This is a genomic window from Pseudomonas poae RE*1-1-14 (genome assembly GCF_000336465.1).
In the GTDB taxonomy this organism is placed as follows: Bacteria; Pseudomonadota; Gammaproteobacteria; order Pseudomonadales; family Pseudomonadaceae; genus Aquipseudomonas; species Aquipseudomonas poae.
Genome location: NC_020209.1, coordinates 4,850,275 through 4,867,818 on the forward strand (window position 1 = coordinate 4,850,275; position 17,544 = coordinate 4,867,818).

The 17,544-nt window shown below is 60.7% G+C and carries 17 protein-coding genes; 6 read left to right on the top strand and 11 right to left on the bottom strand.

Annotated elements, in window-relative coordinates:
• Nucleotides 1-75: 75 nt before the first annotated feature.
• Nucleotides 76-723, bottom strand: a complete 648-nt coding sequence (locus tag H045_RS21390; protein WP_003233708.1) for a hypothetical protein — start codon at nt 721-723, stop codon at nt 76-78.
• Between the two features lie 272 nt (nt 724-995).
• On the opposite strand from H045_RS21390, the gene H045_RS21395 reads away from it, so the two are divergent.
• Both H045_RS21395 and H045_RS21400 read left to right on the top strand, forming a co-directional pair.
• Complete coding sequence (locus tag H045_RS21395) at nt 996-1,568, top strand: cytochrome c oxidase assembly protein (protein WP_015373405.1); 573 nt, start codon at nt 996-998, stop codon at nt 1,566-1,568.
• A 144-nt stretch (nt 1,569-1,712) separates the two neighbouring features.
• Nucleotides 1,713-2,348, top strand: coding sequence for an SCO family protein (locus tag H045_RS21400; RefSeq protein WP_015373406.1), 636 nt, complete (start codon nt 1,713-1,715; stop codon nt 2,346-2,348).
• A gap of 145 nt (nt 2,349-2,493) precedes the next feature.
• Here the strand turns inward: H045_RS21400 and H045_RS21405 are convergent, their stop codons facing one another.
• From H045_RS21405 to H045_RS21415, 3 genes are read right to left on the bottom strand one after another with little or no spacing between them, the layout of a single operon-like run.
• The gene (locus tag H045_RS21405; RefSeq protein ID WP_003233715.1) at nt 2,494-3,264 is read right to left on the bottom strand and encodes a MetQ/NlpA family ABC transporter substrate-binding protein; all 771 of its coding nucleotides are present in this window, start codon (nt 3,262-3,264) and stop codon (nt 2,494-2,496) included.
• A 51-nt stretch (nt 3,265-3,315) separates the two neighbouring features.
• Nucleotides 3,316-3,990: a methionine ABC transporter permease gene (locus H045_RS21410; protein ID WP_015373407.1), complete on the bottom strand. Its 675-nt coding sequence runs from the start codon at nt 3,988-3,990 to the stop codon at nt 3,316-3,318.
• Nucleotides 3,990-4,997, bottom strand: coding sequence for a methionine ABC transporter ATP-binding protein (locus tag H045_RS21415; protein WP_003233719.1), 1,008 nt, complete (start codon nt 4,995-4,997; stop codon nt 3,990-3,992). Before H045_RS21415 ends, H045_RS21410 begins: the two co-directional genes overlap by 1 nt.
• A 265-nt stretch (nt 4,998-5,262) precedes the next feature.
• Here H045_RS21415 and katE point away from each other — a divergent pair, with 265 nt between their 5' ends.
• Nucleotides 5,263-7,404, top strand: coding sequence for a catalase HPII (katE, locus tag H045_RS21420; RefSeq protein WP_015373408.1), 2,142 nt, complete (start codon nt 5,263-5,265; stop codon nt 7,402-7,404).
• Nucleotides 7,405-7,503: 99 nt separating this feature from the next.
• Here the strand turns inward: katE and H045_RS21425 are convergent, their stop codons facing one another.
• From H045_RS21425 to zur, 4 genes are read right to left on the bottom strand one after another with little or no spacing between them, the layout of a single operon-like run.
• Nucleotides 7,504-8,223, bottom strand: coding sequence for a PA5502 family lipoprotein (locus H045_RS21425; protein WP_015373409.1), 720 nt, complete (start codon nt 8,221-8,223; stop codon nt 7,504-7,506).
• Nucleotides 8,224-8,260: 37 nt separating this feature from the next.
• Nucleotides 8,261-9,049 (bottom strand): zinc ABC transporter permease subunit ZnuB, encoded by a 789-nt coding sequence (gene znuB, locus H045_RS21430; RefSeq protein WP_015373410.1) that lies wholly within the window; start codon nt 9,047-9,049, stop codon nt 8,261-8,263.
• Nucleotides 9,042-9,827 (bottom strand): zinc ABC transporter ATP-binding protein ZnuC, encoded by a 786-nt coding sequence (znuC, locus tag H045_RS21435; protein WP_003233726.1) that lies wholly within the window; start codon nt 9,825-9,827, stop codon nt 9,042-9,044. The genes znuB and znuC overlap by 8 nt, the downstream gene beginning before the upstream one ends.
• A complete protein-coding gene (gene zur, locus H045_RS21440) occupies nt 9,827-10,309 on the bottom strand; it encodes a zinc uptake transcriptional repressor Zur (protein WP_015373411.1) in 483 nt (160 codons plus the stop codon). Before zur ends, znuC begins: the two co-directional genes overlap by 1 nt.
• A gap of 58 nt (nt 10,310-10,367) precedes the next feature.
• Between zur and H045_RS21445 the strand changes: the two genes are divergently transcribed.
• Nucleotides 10,368-11,297: a zinc ABC transporter substrate-binding protein ZnuA gene (locus tag H045_RS21445; RefSeq protein WP_041931548.1), complete on the top strand. Its 930-nt coding sequence runs from the start codon at nt 10,368-10,370 to the stop codon at nt 11,295-11,297.
• A gap of 127 nt (nt 11,298-11,424) precedes the next feature.
• Here H045_RS21445 and H045_RS21450 read toward each other — a convergent pair whose 3' ends face one another.
• Both H045_RS21450 and H045_RS21455 read right to left on the bottom strand, forming a co-directional pair.
• Nucleotides 11,425-12,378, bottom strand: a complete 954-nt coding sequence (locus H045_RS21450) for a homoserine kinase (protein ID WP_003233733.1) — start codon at nt 12,376-12,378, stop codon at nt 11,425-11,427.
• A 55-nt stretch (nt 12,379-12,433) separates the two neighbouring features.
• Entirely contained in the window at nt 12,434-12,724 is a 291-nt protein-coding gene (locus H045_RS21455) for a DUF2782 domain-containing protein (protein ID WP_003187366.1), read from the bottom strand.
• A gap of 74 nt (nt 12,725-12,798) precedes the next feature.
• Here H045_RS21455 and polA point away from each other — a divergent pair, with 74 nt between their 5' ends.
• Nucleotides 12,799-15,582, top strand: coding sequence for a DNA polymerase I (polA, locus tag H045_RS21460; protein ID WP_015373413.1), 2,784 nt, complete (start codon nt 12,799-12,801; stop codon nt 15,580-15,582).
• Between the two features lie 268 nt (nt 15,583-15,850).
• Here polA and yihA read toward each other — a convergent pair whose 3' ends face one another.
• Entirely contained in the window at nt 15,851-16,492 is a 642-nt protein-coding gene (gene yihA, locus H045_RS21465; protein WP_015373414.1) for a ribosome biogenesis GTP-binding protein YihA/YsxC, read from the bottom strand.
• Between the two features lie 296 nt (nt 16,493-16,788).
• Here yihA and H045_RS21470 point away from each other — a divergent pair, with 296 nt between their 5' ends.
• Nucleotides 16,789-17,400, top strand: a complete 612-nt coding sequence (locus tag H045_RS21470; protein WP_015373415.1) for a c-type cytochrome — start codon at nt 16,789-16,791, stop codon at nt 17,398-17,400.
• The last annotated feature ends 144 nt before the right edge of the window (nt 17,401-17,544 follow it).

Consider the following 17,544-nt stretch of genomic DNA (forward strand, 5'->3'; position numbering starts at 1 on the left):
TATGCCCGAACACAAAATTTATGACAGTCCCAAGGCGTTTGCTCCCGCCCACATTTGATCTTCTGGCTGGAGAGGTCAGGCAGGCTGATCCAGTGCCAGTTCAACGCCCAACTGCCGCGACAGGCACGGCCAGCGCTTCCACGCGGCTTCCGTGTTCGGGCTTCTGAGCTTTTCCCGGTAGCTCTCCACCGATTCCAGCGCAAAACTCTCTTCGTTTAGCATTTCATCCACCGCCAGGTGCACGGCCTCGTCCAACTGGTTGGCAAAGGCTTCGCCGATCAACTGGTGGGCAATCAGGTTGGCCACGGTGGTATCCGCCGGAATCAATGGCTGACCGAAATGCTTGATATACAGATCGTTTACTTCTTCCACCAAGCGATGCGCCAGGTAGGCCTCATCGAGCAAACCTTCCAGGCCTTCGTGCCCGGCCAGGATTGACGGAGGCTGCAGGAAGAAATGCTCGGCAATCTTCAGTACCGGTTTGATCTGGCTTTCGATACCGGCTGCGCGCGCTACGTCATTGGCGGCGTCCAGCAGGTCCGGGACGAGGTCAATGTAGGCGGTGACGAAACGCGTCATGACTGCGCTGCGATCACCTTCAGCCAGGGAAATGGCCGAGTGCAGATGCGGCAATTGTTTTTCCAGCTGCAGGGCCAGCTGGCCCGTGCTGGCTTCGTGGTGATGGGCACGGGAAATCTGCTCGCGCAATGCGGCGGTATTCATGGTGGCTCCAGTGAAACAGGTGTAGGAAAAAGGAGAAGTTAGCTCGTTTATACGAGCCCCTAAGATGCATTTGTCATAATTAATTCAGGGTTATGCGCAGGGGCTATAACCAGTTGCAAATTTTAGTCGCAAAAACGTTTCTGCTCCTGACTTTATTGGGTGGGATTGATCGTTTTTCACTGATTTCCTGTGCCCATCGCGAGGCTGCCGGTGCTGTCTATACTCGACGATGTTCCGGATCGTGTTGCCCTTGCTGATACTGGGTGGGTGTTATGGCTGAATCTGTTCCGCTCAAACGGTTTATCGCTCGACTGCTGATTCTTGCGGTGGCGATGTTCGCGTTGAGCTTCGCTTTGGTACCCATCTACGACGCGCTGCTCAACGTGTTCGGCGTCAATGACAAGGCCACCGGGCACTATGAGGGATCACAGGCCGTGGACTCGATGCGCCAGGTACGGGTGCAGTTTGTGTCCACCAATGCCGCCAATATGGTGTGGGAGTTCCATTCCAAGGCTGACGACGTCGTGGTCCACCCAGGCGCCGTCACCGAGATGCTGTTCGTGGCCTACAATCCCACCGACAAACCCATGACCGCCCAGGCGGTGCCGAGCATTTCCCCGGCGCAAGCCGCGCCGTACTTTCACAAGACCGAGTGCTTTTGCTTCACCCAGCAAGTGCTGCAACCCGGCGAGCGCATAGAAATGCCGGTGCGGTTTATCGTCGACCGCGACATGCCCAGGGATGTGGCGCATATCACGCTGGCTTACACACTGTTTGATATCACTGCGCCTTCATCCCCCGTAGCCCTGCGTGGAGACGGCCAGCTACTGTTTGCCCCCCGATAACGAAGTCAGATACATGCCGAAGCATGATACGTACTACGTATCCTGGTGCGGCATTACACCCAGCTGCTTCTCCTGCTTTACACTCCGGCACCTGTTGCTGCCGCTTATCGCCGCGTTCGTAAACCATTAACGACTGTTGAACCTATGACTCGAACTCAAAAAACCGTTTTCATGCTGATTGCTCTGGTGGCGCTGATCCTGGGCCTGATGGTTAACAAGGCGCTCTCGGGAAGGGGTCAGGTCGACTCTGTGGCGTTGATCGACGCGGGCATCATCCTGCTGCCGCAAAGTCGCCAATTACCGCCGGTGACCTTGCAAGACCAGAACGGCCAACCGGTGCTCGTCAACGCGTTGAAAGGCAAGTGGAGCCTGCTGTTCTTCGGCTATACCTTCTGCCCGGACATCTGCCCCACCACCCTCGCCCAGTTGCGCCAGATCAAGAGTGAATTGCCCAAGGAGGCTGTGGACACGTTGCAGGTGATCCTGGTCAGCGTCGACCCGCACCGCGACACCCCGGCGCAGCTCAAGCAGTATTTGGGCTACTTCGATCCGCAGTTCCGCGGCTTGACCGGTGCGACGGTGGATGAGGTGCAGACGCTGTCGAATGCCGTGAGCATCCCGTTCATCCCGGCTGACACCAGCAAGCCCAACTACACCGTCGACCACAGCGGCAACCTCGCGATTATCGGCCCGGACGGTACTCAGCGCGGGTTTATCCGCGCGCCGTTGAACAGCAAGAAGCTGGTGGCACAGTTGCCTGGGTTGTTGCAGCGCAAATAAAGCAGGCACAAAAAAGTGGAAGGGGGCTAGCTCCGATCGCGGTGAATCAGTCGACCTATGAGTTGACTGAAACACTGCGATCGGAGCTAGCCCCCTCCCACTTTTTGACCTCCATCAGACCGGAGATCGGGTATTCAGGGCCGGATCAGAACGCCGGCTTGATCGCACCCTTGTATTTCTCTTCGATGAATTGCTTCACTTCAGGGGTATGCAAGGCGGCTACCAGTTTCTTCACGGCGTCCGAGTCCTTGTTGTCTTCGCGGGTCACCAGAATGTTCACGTAAGGCGAGTCGCTGCCTTCGATCACCAGCGCGTCCTTGGACGGATCCAGCTTGGCTTCCAGGGCGTAGTTGGTGTTGATCAGCGCCAGGTCAACCTGGGTCAGCACGCGCGGCAGGGTGGCGGCTTCGAGTTCGCGGAATTTCAGGTTTTTCGGGTTGGCGGTGATGTCCTTGATGGTCGACAGGATGTTGGTCGGGTCCTTCAGGGTGATCAGGCCGTTTTTGGCCAGCAGCAACAGGGCGCGGCCGCCGTTGGTGGCGTCGTTGGGGATGACCACGTTGGCGCCGTCCGGCAGCTCGTCGAGCTTCTTGTACTTGCTGGAGTACGCGCCCAGGGGTTCCAGGTGCACGCCGCCGACGCTCACCAGGTGAGTGCCCTTGGCTTTGTTGAACTCATCCAGATACGGCTGGTGCTGAAAGAAGTTGGCGTCCAGGCGTTTTTCCGCCACCTGCACGTTGGGCTGCACGTAGTCGGTGAAGACCTTGACCTGCAGGTCCACGCCTTCTTTGGCCAGCGCAGGCTTCACGAACTCGAGGATTTCCGCGTGCGGCACCGGCGAGGCTGCGACGGTGAGGGTTTCGGCGTGGGCGGAAAACGCCGCAACGGCGGCGAAAGCAACCAGTAGTTTTTTCATGCAGCAAGCTCCTTGTTCGGTTAATTGCCGGCTTCTGGCCGTCAATGGCCGTTATTTTCGAGAATAGTGTGTCACCAGCTTGTCGCCGATGGTCTGCAGAATTTGTACCAGCACAATCAGCATGATTACGGTAACGACCATGACATCGTTCTGGAAACGCTGGTATCCATAACGGATCGCCAGATCACCCAAACCACCGGCGCCCACCACGCCTGCCATGGCGGTGTAACCCACCAGAGCGATAGCGGTGACGGTGATTGCCGCAATGATGCCGGATTTTGCCTCCTGCAGAAGCGCCTTGACGATGATCTGCCGAGTGGTGGCGCCCATGGCTTGGGTCGCTTCGATGATGCCGCGATCCACCTCACGCAATGCGGTTTCCACCAGCCGCGCGAAGAACGTCGAAGCACCTACCACCAGCGGTGGAATCGCGCCGGCCACGCCAAGCGAAGTGCCAGTGATGAAGACCGTCGTCGGGATCATCACAATCAGCAGAATGATAAACGGCAGAGAACGTATAGCGTTGACGATAAATGCCAGCACGCTATAGGTGGCTTTTTGCTCAAGCAGCTGCCGTGGGCTGAACAGAAACAGTAGAATGCCCAGCGGCAGGCCCACCAGTATGGTGAACAGCAGCGAGGTGCTGAGCATCAGCATGGTGTCGCCAGTGGCAACCCATATGTCAGCCCAGTCAACCTTATCGAAGTAATGCAGTAGTACGTCCATCAGCGCAGCACCTCCATATGGACATCGGCAGCGGTAAATCGCGCAAACGCGGCGTCCATGTCACCGCCGGTCACGGCCAGGGTCAGTTGACCGTAGGGAATATCTTTGATGCGGTCGATCCGACCGGCGAGGATGCTGTAGTCCACCCCCGTTTCACGGGCGACGGTCCCCAGCAATGGCGCGTAGGTCGCCTCTCCCTGGAACGTCAGGCGCACGATGCGGCCTGGCACGTGGGCGAAATCATCGCGCTGCTCGCTTTCGTCGATCTGGTCGGCTTCCTGCACGAAACGCTTGGTGGTCGCGTGCTTGGGGTGCAGGAACACCTCGGCCACCGAGCCTTGCTCGACGATGACGCCGGCGTCCATCACGGCCACCTGGTCGCACACGCGGCGGATCACGTCCATTTCATGGGTGATCAGCACGATGGTCAGCTTCAGCTCGCGGTTGATCTCGGCCAGCAATTGCAACACCGACGCCGTGGTTTGCGGGTCAAGGGCGCTGGTGGCTTCGTCGCACAGCAGGATTTTCGGCTTGGTCGCCAGGGCGCGGGCGATACCGACGCGCTGTTTCTGACCGCCGGACAGTTGCGCCGGGTATTTTTTGGCGTGGTCCGACAGACCCACACGGGCGAGCAATTCAGCCACGCGCAGGTCGATGGCCTTGCGCGACAACTCGCCGGCCAGGGTCAGCGGCAGTGCCACGTTGTCGGCGACGGTCTTGGACGCCAGTAGGTTGAAGTGCTGGAAAATCATCCCGACCTGTTGGCGGAAGCGGCGCAGGCCGTTGGCGTCCAGCGCGGTGACTTCCTCGCCGTCGACGGTGATCTGCCCGCCACTCGGTTCTTCGAGGCGGTTAATCAGGCGCAGCAGGGTACTTTTTCCCGCACCCGAGTGGCCAATGAGGCCGAACACCTGGCCATTTTCGACGCGCAGGCTGGTGGGGTGCAGGGCGGGAATATCCTTACCGGCGACGCGGTAAGTTTTATGGACGTTTTGAAACTCGATCACGTAGCGAACCTTGTGGGGCGCATGGAAAAGGGATCAGCGGTTAGCCGGGCGCGCATTTTAGCCTGTCCGTATAGCGTTTCTTAGCATTTATTTCGCATCCATTCAGCGATTTGGCAATAACGAGACCAAAGGTCATAAAAAAGGAACGGCTCAAAACCCTGTCAGTCACTACCTAAGCAATTCGATCTCCCGGGTGCCGTGTCCGGGGTTTCGCTCAAACGAGCCGGGGACCGCTCTGGCCACTTTGACTAAGGAGTTTTGACTGATGAGTACCAAGAAGCCAGCCACCCCGCCGAAGAGTGAACTCGCGGGCACTGATACCCTGGACCGAGGCAATACCAACGCCAAACTGCAGGCGCTGGAAGAATTCCGTTCCGATGCGACCGGCCAGGCCCTGCGCACCAACCAGGGCGTGAAGATCTCTGATAACCAGAACACCCTGAAGGTCGGCGCGCGTGGCCCGTCGCTGCTGGAAGACTTCATCATGCGTGAAAAGATCACGCACTTTGACCATGAACGCATCCCCGAGCGCATCGTGCATGCCCGTGGTACCGGCGCCCATGGTTACTTCCAGACCTACGAAGACCACTCGGCGTTGAGCAAGGCCGGTTTCCTGCGTATCCCGGAGCACAAGACCCCGGTATTCGCGCGCTTCTCCACCGTGCAGGGCCCGCGCGGCTCCGGCGACACGGTACGTGACGTGCGTGGTTTTGCCGTGAAGTTTTTCACCGAGGAAGGCAACTTCGACCTGGTGGGCAACAACATGCCGGTGTTTTTCATTCAGGACGCGATCAAGTTTCCTGACTTTGTGCACGCCGTAAAACCTGAGCCGCATAACGAGATTCCTACCGGCGGTTCGGCCCACGATACCTTCTGGGATTTCGTGTCGTTGCAGCCGGAATCGGCGCACATGGTGATCTGGGCCATGTCCGACCGTGCCATTCCAAAAAGCCTGCGTGCCATGCAGGGTTTTGGCGTGCACACCTTCCGGTTGATCAACACCGAAGGCAAGTCGAGCTTCGTCAAGTTTCACTGGCGGCCAAAGGTCGGCACCTGCTCCCTGGTGTGGGACGAAGCGCAGAAGCTGGCCGGTAAAGACACCGACTACCACCGTCGCGACCTGTGGGAAGCGATTGAGGGCGGCGATTACCCTGAATGGGAACTCGGCGTGCAGATCGTTGCAGAAGAAGACGAGCATAACTTCGACTTCGACCTGCTCGATCCGACCAAGATCATCCCCGAAGAGCTGGTGCCGATCACCCCGCTGGGCAAGATGGTGCTTAACCGCAACCCGGACAACTTCTTCGCCGAGGTCGAGCAGGTTGCCTTCTGCCCAGGCCATATCGTGCCGGGTATCGACTTCACCAACGACCCGCTGCTGCAAGGCCGTCTGTTTTCCTACACGGACACGCAGATCAGCCGACTGGGCGGACCAAATTTTCACGAGATCCCGATCAACCGTCCGGTTGCGCCGTTCCATAATGGCCAGCGCGACGCGCAGCATCGCACCGTGATCGATAAAGGCCGCGCAGCCTACGAGCCCAACTCCATCGACGGCGGCTGGCCGAAGGAAACACCGGCGGGCCCGACTGACGGCGGTTTCGAAACGTATTACGAGCGCGTCGACGCCAACAAGGTGCGTGAGCGCAGTGAGTCGTTCGGCGATCATTTCTCCCAGGCCACGCTGTTTTTCAACAGCATGAGCCACCATGAGAAAGAGCACATCATCGCGGCCTACAGCTTCGAGTTGGGCAAGGTCGAGCGCGAGTACATCCGTGCCCGTCAGGTCAACGAGATCCTCGCCAACATCGACCTGGAACTGGCCAAGCGCGTTGCGCAGAACCTGGGCCTGCCTGCGCCGACCAAAGGCACCGTGCCTGTGCGTGAGGCGTCGGTGAAAAAATCGCCGGCCTTGAGCCAGGTGAACCTGCTGTCAGGTGATATCAAGACGCGCAAGGTGGCAATTCTGGCCGCCAATGGCGTGGACGGCGCAGCGATTGATGCGATGAAAAAAGCGTTGGAGGCCGAAGGTGCCCACGCCAAGTTGCTGGGGCCGACCTCGGCGCCTGTGACCACGGCGGATGGCAAGACGCTGCCGGTGGATGCGTCGATGGAAGGCATGCCGTCGATTGCCTTTGACGCGGTGTTCATCCCGGGCGGTAAAGCTTCGGTAGACGCGCTGAGCACTGACGGTGTGGCGCTGCACTATGTGCTGGAGGCGTACAAGCACCTGAAGGCGATTGCGGTCGCCAATGACGTGAAACCACTGCTGGATCTGCTGAGACTGGAAGCGGACGAGGGGCTGATCGTGGGCGCGGATGCGAAGGCGTTCAAGGCGTTCTTTGCGGCGATTGCCGAGCATCGGGTTTGGGATCGTGAGGCCAAGGCCAAGGCGATTCCGGCTTAAGTCCTTCGCTGTTTGTCAGACCGCTATCGCAGGCAAGCCAGCTCCCACATTTGAAGCGTGAATACATTCACGTGTGAGAGCTGGCTTGCCTGCGATGCTTTAGTCCGCCTTGCGCGGAATCAGCACTACCTGCGCCGGAATGTGTTTCAGGATCTGCCGGTGGATCTTCAGCTCATACCCCGAATCAATCCGTTTAACCCGTTTGGTCAGCAACGTGGCCAGCCACGGGTAATCTTCGGTGCGCGGCGCCTGGATGCTCACGTCGCACTGGTAATTCACCACATCGGTGGCAATCGCATCCAGTTGATGGCGCAGCGCCTGGATATCGGTGAGGTTCAACGCCACGGTGGTGCTGGGCGCGGCCGGGTCGATGACCTTGGCAGGCGGCTTGGCTTCGGCGGCTTTCAAGGCCGCCTCGGCTTTGTCCAGCTCGGCTTTGCGCGCATGGCTGATGGCACTGTTGACGCCGCCGGTGAGGGCCGGTGCCTTGGGCATCAGCGCGCGGGCACGGCTCAGGGCGGTGGCAGCGGCGTTGACGTCGCCTTTTTGCAGGACGATCTGGCTGCGCTGCAAGTAGGCTTCGGCCAACTGGCGTTGGTAAGCTTCCAGCGCCGGGTCGTTGGGCGTTTGCGCCTGCAAGGCCACCAGTTGATCCTCGGCGGTGGCCAGCTCGCTGCTGGCCAGGTTTTGCTCCAGCTGCGCGATGGCCGCCGCGCGAGCGTCCGGCGTCGCGAGGGCGGCGGGCGGTGTGCTTTGACAGGCGCCCAGCAGCAGGGAAAATGCGGCAAGGAGCAGATAACGGGAGGTGAACGGCTTCATTCCTGCGACTCTCTAATTGCGCAAAAAGCGAGCAAGTCTACACCCCTCGACGGGGCAGGACAAAACTCAGCAAAAACAGGGCAGCGGCCGCGACCACAATCGATGGCCCGGCCGGCGTGTCCTTGAACCAGGACAACGCCAGGCCCCCACAGACGGCGAGCATTCCCAACAGGCTGGCGCCGATTGCCATCTGCTCCGGTGAGCGGGCATGGCGCTGGGCGGCGGCGGCGGGAATGATCAGCAGCGACGTGATCAACAATACGCCGACAATCTTCATCGCGACAGCAATCACCACCGCGATCAATAACATCAGAGCCATGCGCAGGGCCGGTACCGGCAAGCCTTCGACCGTGGCCAGTTCTTCATGCACGGTGATCGCCAGCAGCGGGCGCCACAGCGTCACCAGCAGCACCAGCACGGCAGCGCTGCCGCCGAGGATCCACGCAAGGTCGGTCGGGCTGATCGCCAGCAGATCACCGAACAGGTAGGTCATCAGGTCGATGCGCACTTCATGCATGAAGCTCAGCACCACCAGGCCCAGCGATAAAGTGCTCGGTGCCAGGATGCCCAGCAGGGTGTCGGAGGCCAGTGGCTGGCGCTGTTGCAGGGTCACCAGCAGCACCGCCAGCAGCAGGCAGCCCACGGTGACGGCAATGGTCGGGCTCACGTCCAGCAAAAAGCCCATGGCCACGCCCAGCAGCGCGGCGTGGGACAAGGTGTCGCCAAAATACGCCATGCGTCGCCACACCACGAACGAGCCCAGCGGGCCCGCCACCAACGCCAGAGCCAAGCCTGCCAGCAGGGCGTAGAGCAGAAAATCAGCCATGCTTGCAGCTATCTCCGTGAACGTGCACGTGGGGTGCAGAAGGATCATCGACCACGGCGCCATGCAGGTCGTGGGCGTGGTCGTGATGGTGGTGATAGATCGCCAGGCTCTGCGCGTTCTTGCCGAACAGCTCGACGAAGGCCGGGTCGCCGCTCACCTGTTCCGGGTGGCCCGAGCAGCACACGTGGCGATTGAGACACACCACCTGGTCGGTGGTGCTCATCACCAGGTGCAGGTCGTGGGACACCATCAGGACGCCGCAGCCATGGCGGTCGCGCAGGCGGGTGATCAGGCTGTACAGCTCGGCCTGGCCGGCCACGTCGACGCCTTGCACCGGTTCATCGAGCACCAGCAGCTCGGGCTCGCGCAGCAAAGCGCGGGCCAGCAGCACGCGCTGCATTTCGCCGCCGGAGATGCTTTGCACCGGGCTGTCGATCACCTGCTCGGCGCCGACTTCCTTGAGCGCGGCCTGGGCGCGGGCGCGATCAACGCCGGGCACCAGGCGCAAGAAGCGCAGCACGGATAACGGCAAAGTCGGATCGACGTGCAGTTTTTGCGGCATGTAGCCCACCCGCAGTTTGGGCTTGCGCCACACGCTGCCGGTGTCGGGCTTGAGCAGGCCGAGCACGGCGCGCACCAGGGTGGTCTTGCCGGCGCCGTTGGGGCCGATCAGGGTGACGATCTGCCGTGGCTGGACACTCAGCGCGATGTTATCCAGCACGGTTTGCCCGGCGAACGTGACCCCGACCTGCTCCAGGCGGATTAACGCGTTGCTCATCAAGCCCCCTGGCAGCCCGAGCACAGGCCGACCACTTCGACCGTTTGCCCTTCGACCTGAAAGCCCACCTCGGCAGAACTCTTGATGATCGCGTCGCTGATGCTTTTTTGTTCAAGCTCGATGGCGGCGTGGCATTCGCGGCAGATCAGGAACTGGCCCTGGTGTGCGTGTTCGGGATGGTTACAGCCGACGAAGGCGTTGAGCGAGGCGATGCGGTGCACCAGGCCGTTTTCCAGCAGGAAATCCAACGCGCGATACACCGTAGGCGGCGCAGCGCGGCGGCCGTCCTGTTCGCTGAGCACGCCGAGGATATCGTAGGCGCCCAGCGGCTTGTGGCTCTGCCACACCAGCTCCAGCACGCGCCGACGCAGGGCGGTCAGGCGCAGACCTTTTTGTGCACACAGGGTGTCGGCTTCCGCCAGCGCGCTGTGCACGCAGTGAGAATGGTCATGGGGACGGCTGGCAAGCGGTGTTTTAGGCATGAGCGGCGACAGACATTTGATAGAGACGTTATTATGTTACCCGTTCCTACGCCATTGAGTGGTCATCGTGTCCCGACTTTTTCCAGTTTTTGTCATATTTGTCGCCAGTTTTTTCGTTGCGGGGGCCGCTCAGGCCGAGGTCAAGGTGCTGACCAGCATCAAGCCGTTGCAGCTCATTGCCGCTGCTGTGCAGGACGGCGTGGCGGTTCCCGAGGTGTTATTGCCGCCGGGCGCATCGCCGCATAACTTCGCGCTGCGACCATCCGACGTACGGCGCGTGCAGTCGGTGGACCTGCTGTACTGGATTGGCCCGGACATGGAAAGCTTCCTGCCGCGCGTACTCAAGGGCCGCAGCGCGCCAACAGTGGCGGTGCAGGACCTGCCAGGCATGAAGCTGCGTCGCTTCGCCGAAGATAGCCACTCTCACGCCGATGATGCCGACGAGCATGATCACGATCACCGTCCGGGCAGCCTGGATGCGCACTTGTGGCTGTCCACGGTCAATGCGCGGGTGATCGCTGCGCGCATGGCGGCGGACCTGAGTGCCGCCGACCCGCAGAATGCCGCTCGTTATGAGAGCAACGTGAAGGCTTTCGACGAGCGTCTGGACGCATTGGATGCGCGTCTGAAGAAGCGCCTGGCGGGGATCGCGGGCAAGCCTTACTTCGTGTTCCACGAAGCCTTCGATTACTTCGAAGAGGCCTACGGACTCAAGCATGCCGGCGTGTTCAGCGTTGCCGCCGAAGTGCAGCCGGGCGCCCAGCATGTGGCGGCGATGCGCACGCGTCTGCAGGAAGTGGGCAAGACCTGTGTATTCAGCGAGCCGCCGCTGCGCCCGCGTTTGGCCGAGACGCTGGTCGCGGGTTTGCCGGTGAAACTGGCTGAACTGGATGCGTTGGGCGGTTACACCCCGGCCACAGCCCAGGGTTATGAGCAGGTGCTGGACAAGCTGGGTAACGACCTGGCGGGCTGCCTGGATTCGCTCTAAAAATCGGCGCTCAACCCAAGTGGGAGCGGGCTTGCTCGCGAATGCAGTGCGTCAGTAGGTACATCCTTGACTGATACACCACATTCGCGAGCAAGCCCGCTCCTACATTTTCTGACCGAGTGGGTCTCTAAAGCGCGAACGGCAGGTGCGCAGTGACCTGCTGGCGTTGCGCCAAGCGGTGTTCGAATTCCGCTGGATCGTGAATCAGCACATCCTGCCCGGCAAACGACTCAGCGGCGATCAGGCGCGACAGCCAGAACCGTACGCACGCCACCCGCAGCATCGTCGGCCATAATTCGGCTTCCTTCGCAGTGAACGGTCGCAGTCCCGCGTAGGCGCCCAGCAAGGCACGGGCACGCGGCCCATCGATTGCGCCATCCGCGTTCGAGCACCAATCATTCAGCGCAATCGCGACGTCATACAGCATCGGCCCGGAGCAGGCGTTGTAGAAGTCGATCAAGCCGGTCAGGTGCGTGCCTTCGAACATCGCGTTGTCGCGGAACAGGTCACCATGCAGGTTGGCGCGCGGCAGGGCCAGGATGTCGGCCTTGTGCACCTGGATCTCGGCCAGCGCGTCCTGCAGCAGGCGTTGCTGCGCGGCGTTCAAGTGCGAAACCAGCTGCGTCCCTTCACTGAGCATCCAGTCCAGCCCGCGATCGGTCTTGCGTTCCAGCACTTTATCGCCATGAGTGGCCAGATGCAGGTGGCCGAGCAGTTCGCCGACCTGGGCGCAATGCTGCGCGTTGGCGTGCGTGATGTGCTTGCCGGCCAGGCGCGGTTGCAGCAGCGCCGGTTTGCCGGCCAACTCGCGCAAGGCGGCGCCGTCGGTGGTGCGCAGCGCGTAGGGCACTGGCAGGTCGGCGTCGTGCAGTACGTCGAGCAGCTCGATGAAAAACGGCATTTCTGCCACCGGGCCGCGCTCAACCAGGGTCAGGACGAACTCGCCCTGTTCCAGGCTGATGAAGAAATTGGTGTTTTCGCTACCAGCGGCAATCCCCTGGAAGTCAAGCAGGCGGCCGAGCCCGTAGGGCGCGAGAAAGGTTTCCAGCTCGGGCCGAGCCAGGGGGGTGAACACAGACATGGGTAAACTGCCGTTACGGACGCTGCGGATTGCAGCGTCGATTAAAGTGGGGAAATCATTTCCATTCGAAGATCTTCCATGACGGGATCAGCATATCCGGCTGGTCAGAACGGATGAAGTTCGCGTCGGTTCCGTCCGCGCGCACCAGGAAATACGGCGGCGCACCTTTGGGGGTGACCTTGATCGCGTACAGGAAGCCATTCTGGCGGTACTCCTGGATGGTCTTGTCGCCTTCCGTGCGAATGGTCACCTCCGGGTCGGCCGACGGCGCATCGTCTGCTGCCATGGCAGCCATCGGAGCGAGTGCAATCAAGCCAGTCAACAGCAGGCGATTGAATGTACGCATGATAACCTTGTCCCTTTGTTTTCATTGGTCCGGCTATTCTAGCGCCTGACCCGCCGAAAAGGTTGATCCTGCTCATGAGCCAAGCGCCCCTCGTCCTGGTGGACGGTTCTTCTTATCTGTACCGCGCCTTCCATGCACTGCCACCGCTGACCACTTCCAAGGGCCTGCCGACCGGTGCGGTCAAGGGCGTGCTGAACATGCTCAAGAGCCTGCGCCGGCAGTATCCGGACAGCCCGTTCGCGGTGGTGTTCGACGCCAAGGGTGGGACCTTTCGCGATGATATGTACGCCGATTACAAGGCCAACCGCCCGAGCATGCCCGACGACATGCGCCTGCAGATCGAGCCGCTGCACCAGAGCGTGATCGCCCTGGGCTTTCCGTTGCTGTGCGTCGAAGGCGTCGAAGCCGATGACGTGATCGGCACTCTGGCCCGCAGCAGCGCAGCCGCCAGCCGGTCAGTGGTGATTTCCACCGGTGACAAGGACATGGCGCAGCTGGTGGACGGGCACATTACCTTGGTCAACACCATGACCGGTAGCGCGATGGACGTAGAGGGCGTGAAGGAGAAATTTGGTGTCGCTCCGGAGCAGATCATCGACTATCTGGCGTTGATGGGCGATTCGTCCGACAACATTCCGGGCGTACCGGGCATTGGTCCGAAGACCGCGTCCGGCTTGCTGGTGGGCGTCAATGGTGGCCTCAAAGAGCTCTATGAGCAGTTGGACATTGTGCCGAGCCTGCCGATTCGCGGCGCCAAGACCCTGCGCGCCAAGCTGGAAGAGCACCGCGAGATGGCGTTCCTGTCTTACCGGTTGGCCACCATCAAAATCGACGTGCCGCTGGATATCGGCCTGGACGACCTGCACCTGATCGAGCCGGACCGCGAAAAGCTGCTTGAGCTGTATACCCTGCTCGAATTCAAGAGCTGGTACGACGAGATTCAGCGCGATGCCAAGCGCGTCGAACTGAGCGCCGCGCCGGTGGTGGCCGAGGTCGTCGAAACTGCACTGACAGCCCCCGTGGAAACGACCTACACCACCATCCTCGATCAGCCGACCTTCGAACGATGGCTGAAAAAGCTTCAGGACGCGCCGTTGTTCGCGTTCGACACCGAAACCACCGGCATCGACGCGCAAAAAGCGCAATTGGTCGGGGTTTCCTTTGCCGTGCAGCCCCATGAAGCAGCCTACATCCCGTTGACTCACTCCTACATCGGCGTGCCGGACCAACTGGACCGTGACACCGTGCTGCTGGCCTTGAAACCTCTGCTGGAAGACCCCGCCAAGCTCAAGGTCGGCCAGCACGGCAAGTTCGACATGAACATCCTGGCCAACTGCGCCATCGGCGGCGACCCTGAGCAAGGCATCACCGTGCGCGGTATCGCCTTCGACACCATGCTTGAATCCTATGTGCTCAACGCCACCGCCACTCGGCACGACATGGACAGCCTGGCCAAGAAGTACCTGGACTACGACACTGTCAGTTTCCAGGACATCGCTGGCAAGGGCGCCAAGCAGCTGACTTTTGATCAGATCGCGCTGGAACAGGCTGGCCCGTATGCAGCCGAAGATGCCGACGTGACCTTGCGGCTGCACCAGGCGCTGCACGCGCAATTGGCCGCGATCCCGAGCCTGGCCAGTGTGCTGACGGATATCGAAATCCCGTTGGTGCCGGTGTTGGCGCGCATCGAGCGCCAGGGTGCGCTGGTGGACAAGGCGCTGCTGGGTATCCAGAGCATCGAGCTGGGCAACAAGATGGTCGAGCTGGAGCGCCAGGCATTCGAGATCGCCGGTGAGGCGTTCAACCTGGGCTCTCCCAAGCAGCTCGGCTCTATTCTCTACGACAAGCTCGGCATGCCGGTGTTGAAAAAGACTGGTAAAGGGCAGGCCTCGACGGCGGAAGAAGTGCTGGCCAAACTGGCCGAAGATGACTATCCGCTGCCCAAGGTGCTGATGCAGTACCGCAGCATGAGCAAGCTCAAAAGCACCTACACCGACCGCCTGCCGGAACAGATCAACCCGCGCACCGGGCGTATCCACACGTCTTATCACCAGGCGGTGACGGCGACCGGGCGTCTGTCCTCCAGCGACCCGAACCTGCAGAACATCCCGGTGCGCACCGCTGAAGGGCGACGCATCCGCCAGGCGTTTGTTGCGCCCAAGGGTTACAAGCTGCTGGCAGCGGACTATTCGCAGATCGAGCTGCGCATCATGGCGCACCTTTCCAGGGACGAAGGCTTGATGAATGCCTTCCGCCACAATCTGGATGTGCACACCGCCACTGCGGCCGAGGTGTTCAAGGTGGAGTTGGACGATGTCACTTCCGACCAGCGCCGCAGTGCCAAGGCGATCAACTTCGGCCTGATCTATGGCATGGGCGCGCAGAAGCTGGGCAAGGACATTGGCGTCGATACCAAGACCGCCAAGGCTTATATCGATGTGTATTTCGCCCGCTATCCCGGGGTGCGCGAGTACATGGAGCGCACCCGCGCCCAGGCGGCCGACCAGGGTTACGTGGAAACCTTCTTTGGCCGCCGCCTGTACGTGCCGGATATCAATTCCAACAAACCCCAGGAACGTGCGGCCGCCGAGCGCACGGCCATCAACGCGCCGATGCAGGGCACCGCCGCCGATATCATCAAGAAGGCCATGGTGCGCGTGGATAACTGGCTGACCGACTCGGGCCTGGATGCCAAGGTGATCCTGCAGGTACACGATGAATTGGTGCTGGAGGTACGTGAGGATCTGGTCGCCGAGGTCAGCGAGAGGATTCGTGAGCACATGAGCGCCGCCGCGCAACTGGACGTGCCACTGCTGGTGGAAGTAGGCGTGGGCAACAACTGGGACGAAGCGCACTGACGGCGGGCGTTTGCCACCGGCGATGAACGGTGGCACAGCGTCTGGCGTGGGAAATGGACTTCAGTTATTTCAGAGTTTTTCGAGCGAGCCGGAACTTAACCTGTGAATTGTCACTCAGAGTCTCTGAATGGGTGGTGAAGCCCTTCAAAGCTCCTATGTTGTGTTAAGTGTTGGCAGATATCCGGGCCCCGCCCTAGCGGTCCGGAACTTGAACCCCGAACTTCCCCTCCCCATACGAAGTCCGGGGTTTTTTTTGCCCGCAGAAAAGCTATTCGGCGATTTCTGCGCCCTTGTCCGCCAATTCCATCCAGCCGGCCAGCACGGTGTACGCATCTTCCAGGCCCATTCGCTTTGGCGCCGAGAACAGCTGGATGGTGATGGTGTCACCCCACCCTTTGCGGATTTCGGCCTGCACCTTGAGCAAGGTGTTCTTCGCCGCGCCGTAGGTGAGCTTGTCGGCCTTGGTCAGCAAGATATGCATCGGCATGCCGCTGGCGACAGCCCAGTCGAGCATCAGCAGGTCGAAGTCGGTCATTGGATGACGGATGTCCATCATCAGAATCAACCCTTTCAAACTTTCACGGCCACCCAGGTACGCCTCCAGGTGACGCTGCCAGTGCAGCTTCAGCGGGATAGGCACTTTGGCGTAACCGTAACCCGGCAAGTCGACCAGACGACGCTCGTCGTCCAGTTTGAAGAAGTTGAGCAGCTGCGTGCGGCCTGGGGTCTTCGAGGTGCGCGCCAGGCTGGCGTGGGTCAGCGTGTTCAGTGCGCTGGACTTGCCAGCGTTGGAGCGGCCGGCAAAGGCGACTTCAAAGCCTTCGTCATCCGGGCATTGGTCCACTTTGGCGGCGCTGAGCATGAAGGTGGACTGTTGGCACAGACCGAGGATGGGATTCTTGAGTTGCATGAGATTTCCGATGTGAGCGGTGCCGAAAAAGGGCGCGGCAAGCGGTGTCGTTTCCGTTTAAGTAGCGCGAGTATATGATGCCGCAGATTTTGTGTGTGCTTTCATGGCGCTCAGGCTACACAGGAACCCCGGGCGCTGTACAACCGAGTTTGTGTTCAAAGGCAATGCCGCGCGTGGTTTTGTGCAGGAGCCGCAAGGCTGGAGATCACCAGGTCATCGATCCGTTGATGATGAGTAAACCGGTGGATAACGTTTAAAACCTGTGGTCGCCGTTGGATGAATAATTGGATTGGCTGATGAACAAACTGATCGTGAGTCTGCTGTTGACCCTGGGCATCACCGGTGTTGCCCATGCGGCGGGTGACGCTGCCGCAGGCAAGGCAAAATCCGCTGTATGCGGTGCTTGCCACGGGGTCGATGGCAACAGCCCGGTGCCAAACTTTCCCAAGCTGGCAGGTCAGGGTGAGCGCTACCTGGCCAAGCAGATGCACGATATCAAGGACGGCAAGCGCACGGTGCTGGAAATGACCGGCCTGCTGGCCAACTCCAGTGACCAGGACATCGCCGACCTCGCGGCGTACTTTGCCGGCCAGAAAGGCAGCGTGGGCGCCGCTGACCCCAAGCTGGTCGCCCGTGGCGAAAAGCTGTTCCGTGGCGGTGACCTGAGCAAGGGCCTGCCGGCCTGCACCGGTTGCCACGCGCCCGATGGCACAGGCAATGCCGCCGCCGGTTTTCCGCATCTGAGCGGTCAGTACGCACAGTACATCGCCAAACAGCTGGCTGATTTTCGCAAGGAAGACGCAGGCCGGGCCAACGATGGCGATGCGATGACCATGCGCACCATCGCCCGCAAGCTCAGCGATGAGGACATTGCGGCCCTCTCCAGCTACATCCAGGGTCTGCACTGACGGGCTACGACGTTAACACTCGATTAATCGCGCGATGCAAGCATAAAAAGGGTGGCCCAGGCCGCCCTTTTTTGTGGCCGCTGCCGTTACACTAACGAACTCATGTCCGCGTAGACCTGTCACAACAAAGGGTCGCGTGAGGCG

Bases quoted from the DNA above. Each gene is read 5' to 3' on its own strand.
- H045_RS21400 (WP_015373406.1), top strand. From the start codon at position 1,713: ATGACTCGAACTCAAAAAACCGTTTTCATGCTGATTGCTCTGGTGGCG.
- znuC (WP_003233726.1), bottom strand. From the start codon at position 9,827: ATGAGCAACGCGTTAATCCGCCTGGAGCAGGTCGGGGTCACGTTCGCC.
- H045_RS21425 (WP_015373409.1), bottom strand. From the start codon at position 8,223: ATGAAGCCGTTCACCTCCCGTTATCTGCTCCTTGCCGCATTTTCCCTG.
- H045_RS21405 (WP_003233715.1), bottom strand. From the start codon at position 3,264: ATGAAAAAACTACTGGTTGCTTTCGCCGCCGTTGCGGCGTTTTCCGCC.
- H045_RS21390 (WP_003233708.1), bottom strand. From the start codon at position 723: ATGAATACCGCCGCATTGCGCGAGCAGATTTCCCGTGCCCATCACCAC.
- zur (WP_015373411.1), bottom strand. From the start codon at position 10,309: ATGCCTAAAACACCGCTTGCCAGCCGTCCCCATGACCATTCTCACTGC.
- H045_RS21470 (WP_015373415.1), top strand. From the start codon at position 16,789: ATGAACAAACTGATCGTGAGTCTGCTGTTGACCCTGGGCATCACCGGT.
- H045_RS21455 (WP_003187366.1), bottom strand. From the start codon at position 12,724: ATGCGTACATTCAATCGCCTGCTGTTGACTGGCTTGATTGCACTCGCT.
- H045_RS21395 (WP_015373405.1), top strand. From the start codon at position 996: ATGGCTGAATCTGTTCCGCTCAAACGGTTTATCGCTCGACTGCTGATT.
- yihA (WP_015373414.1), bottom strand. From the start codon at position 16,492: ATGCAACTCAAGAATCCCATCCTCGGTCTGTGCCAACAGTCCACCTTC.
- H045_RS21450 (WP_003233733.1), bottom strand. From the start codon at position 12,378: ATGTCTGTGTTCACCCCCCTGGCTCGGCCCGAGCTGGAAACCTTTCTC.
- znuB (WP_015373410.1), bottom strand. From the start codon at position 9,049: ATGGCTGATTTTCTGCTCTACGCCCTGCTGGCAGGCTTGGCTCTGGCG.
- H045_RS21410 (WP_015373407.1), bottom strand. From the start codon at position 3,990: ATGGACGTACTACTGCATTACTTCGATAAGGTTGACTGGGCTGACATA.
- polA (WP_015373413.1), top strand. From the start codon at position 12,799: ATGAGCCAAGCGCCCCTCGTCCTGGTGGACGGTTCTTCTTATCTGTAC.
- katE (WP_015373408.1), top strand. From the start codon at position 5,263: ATGAGTACCAAGAAGCCAGCCACCCCGCCGAAGAGTGAACTCGCGGGC.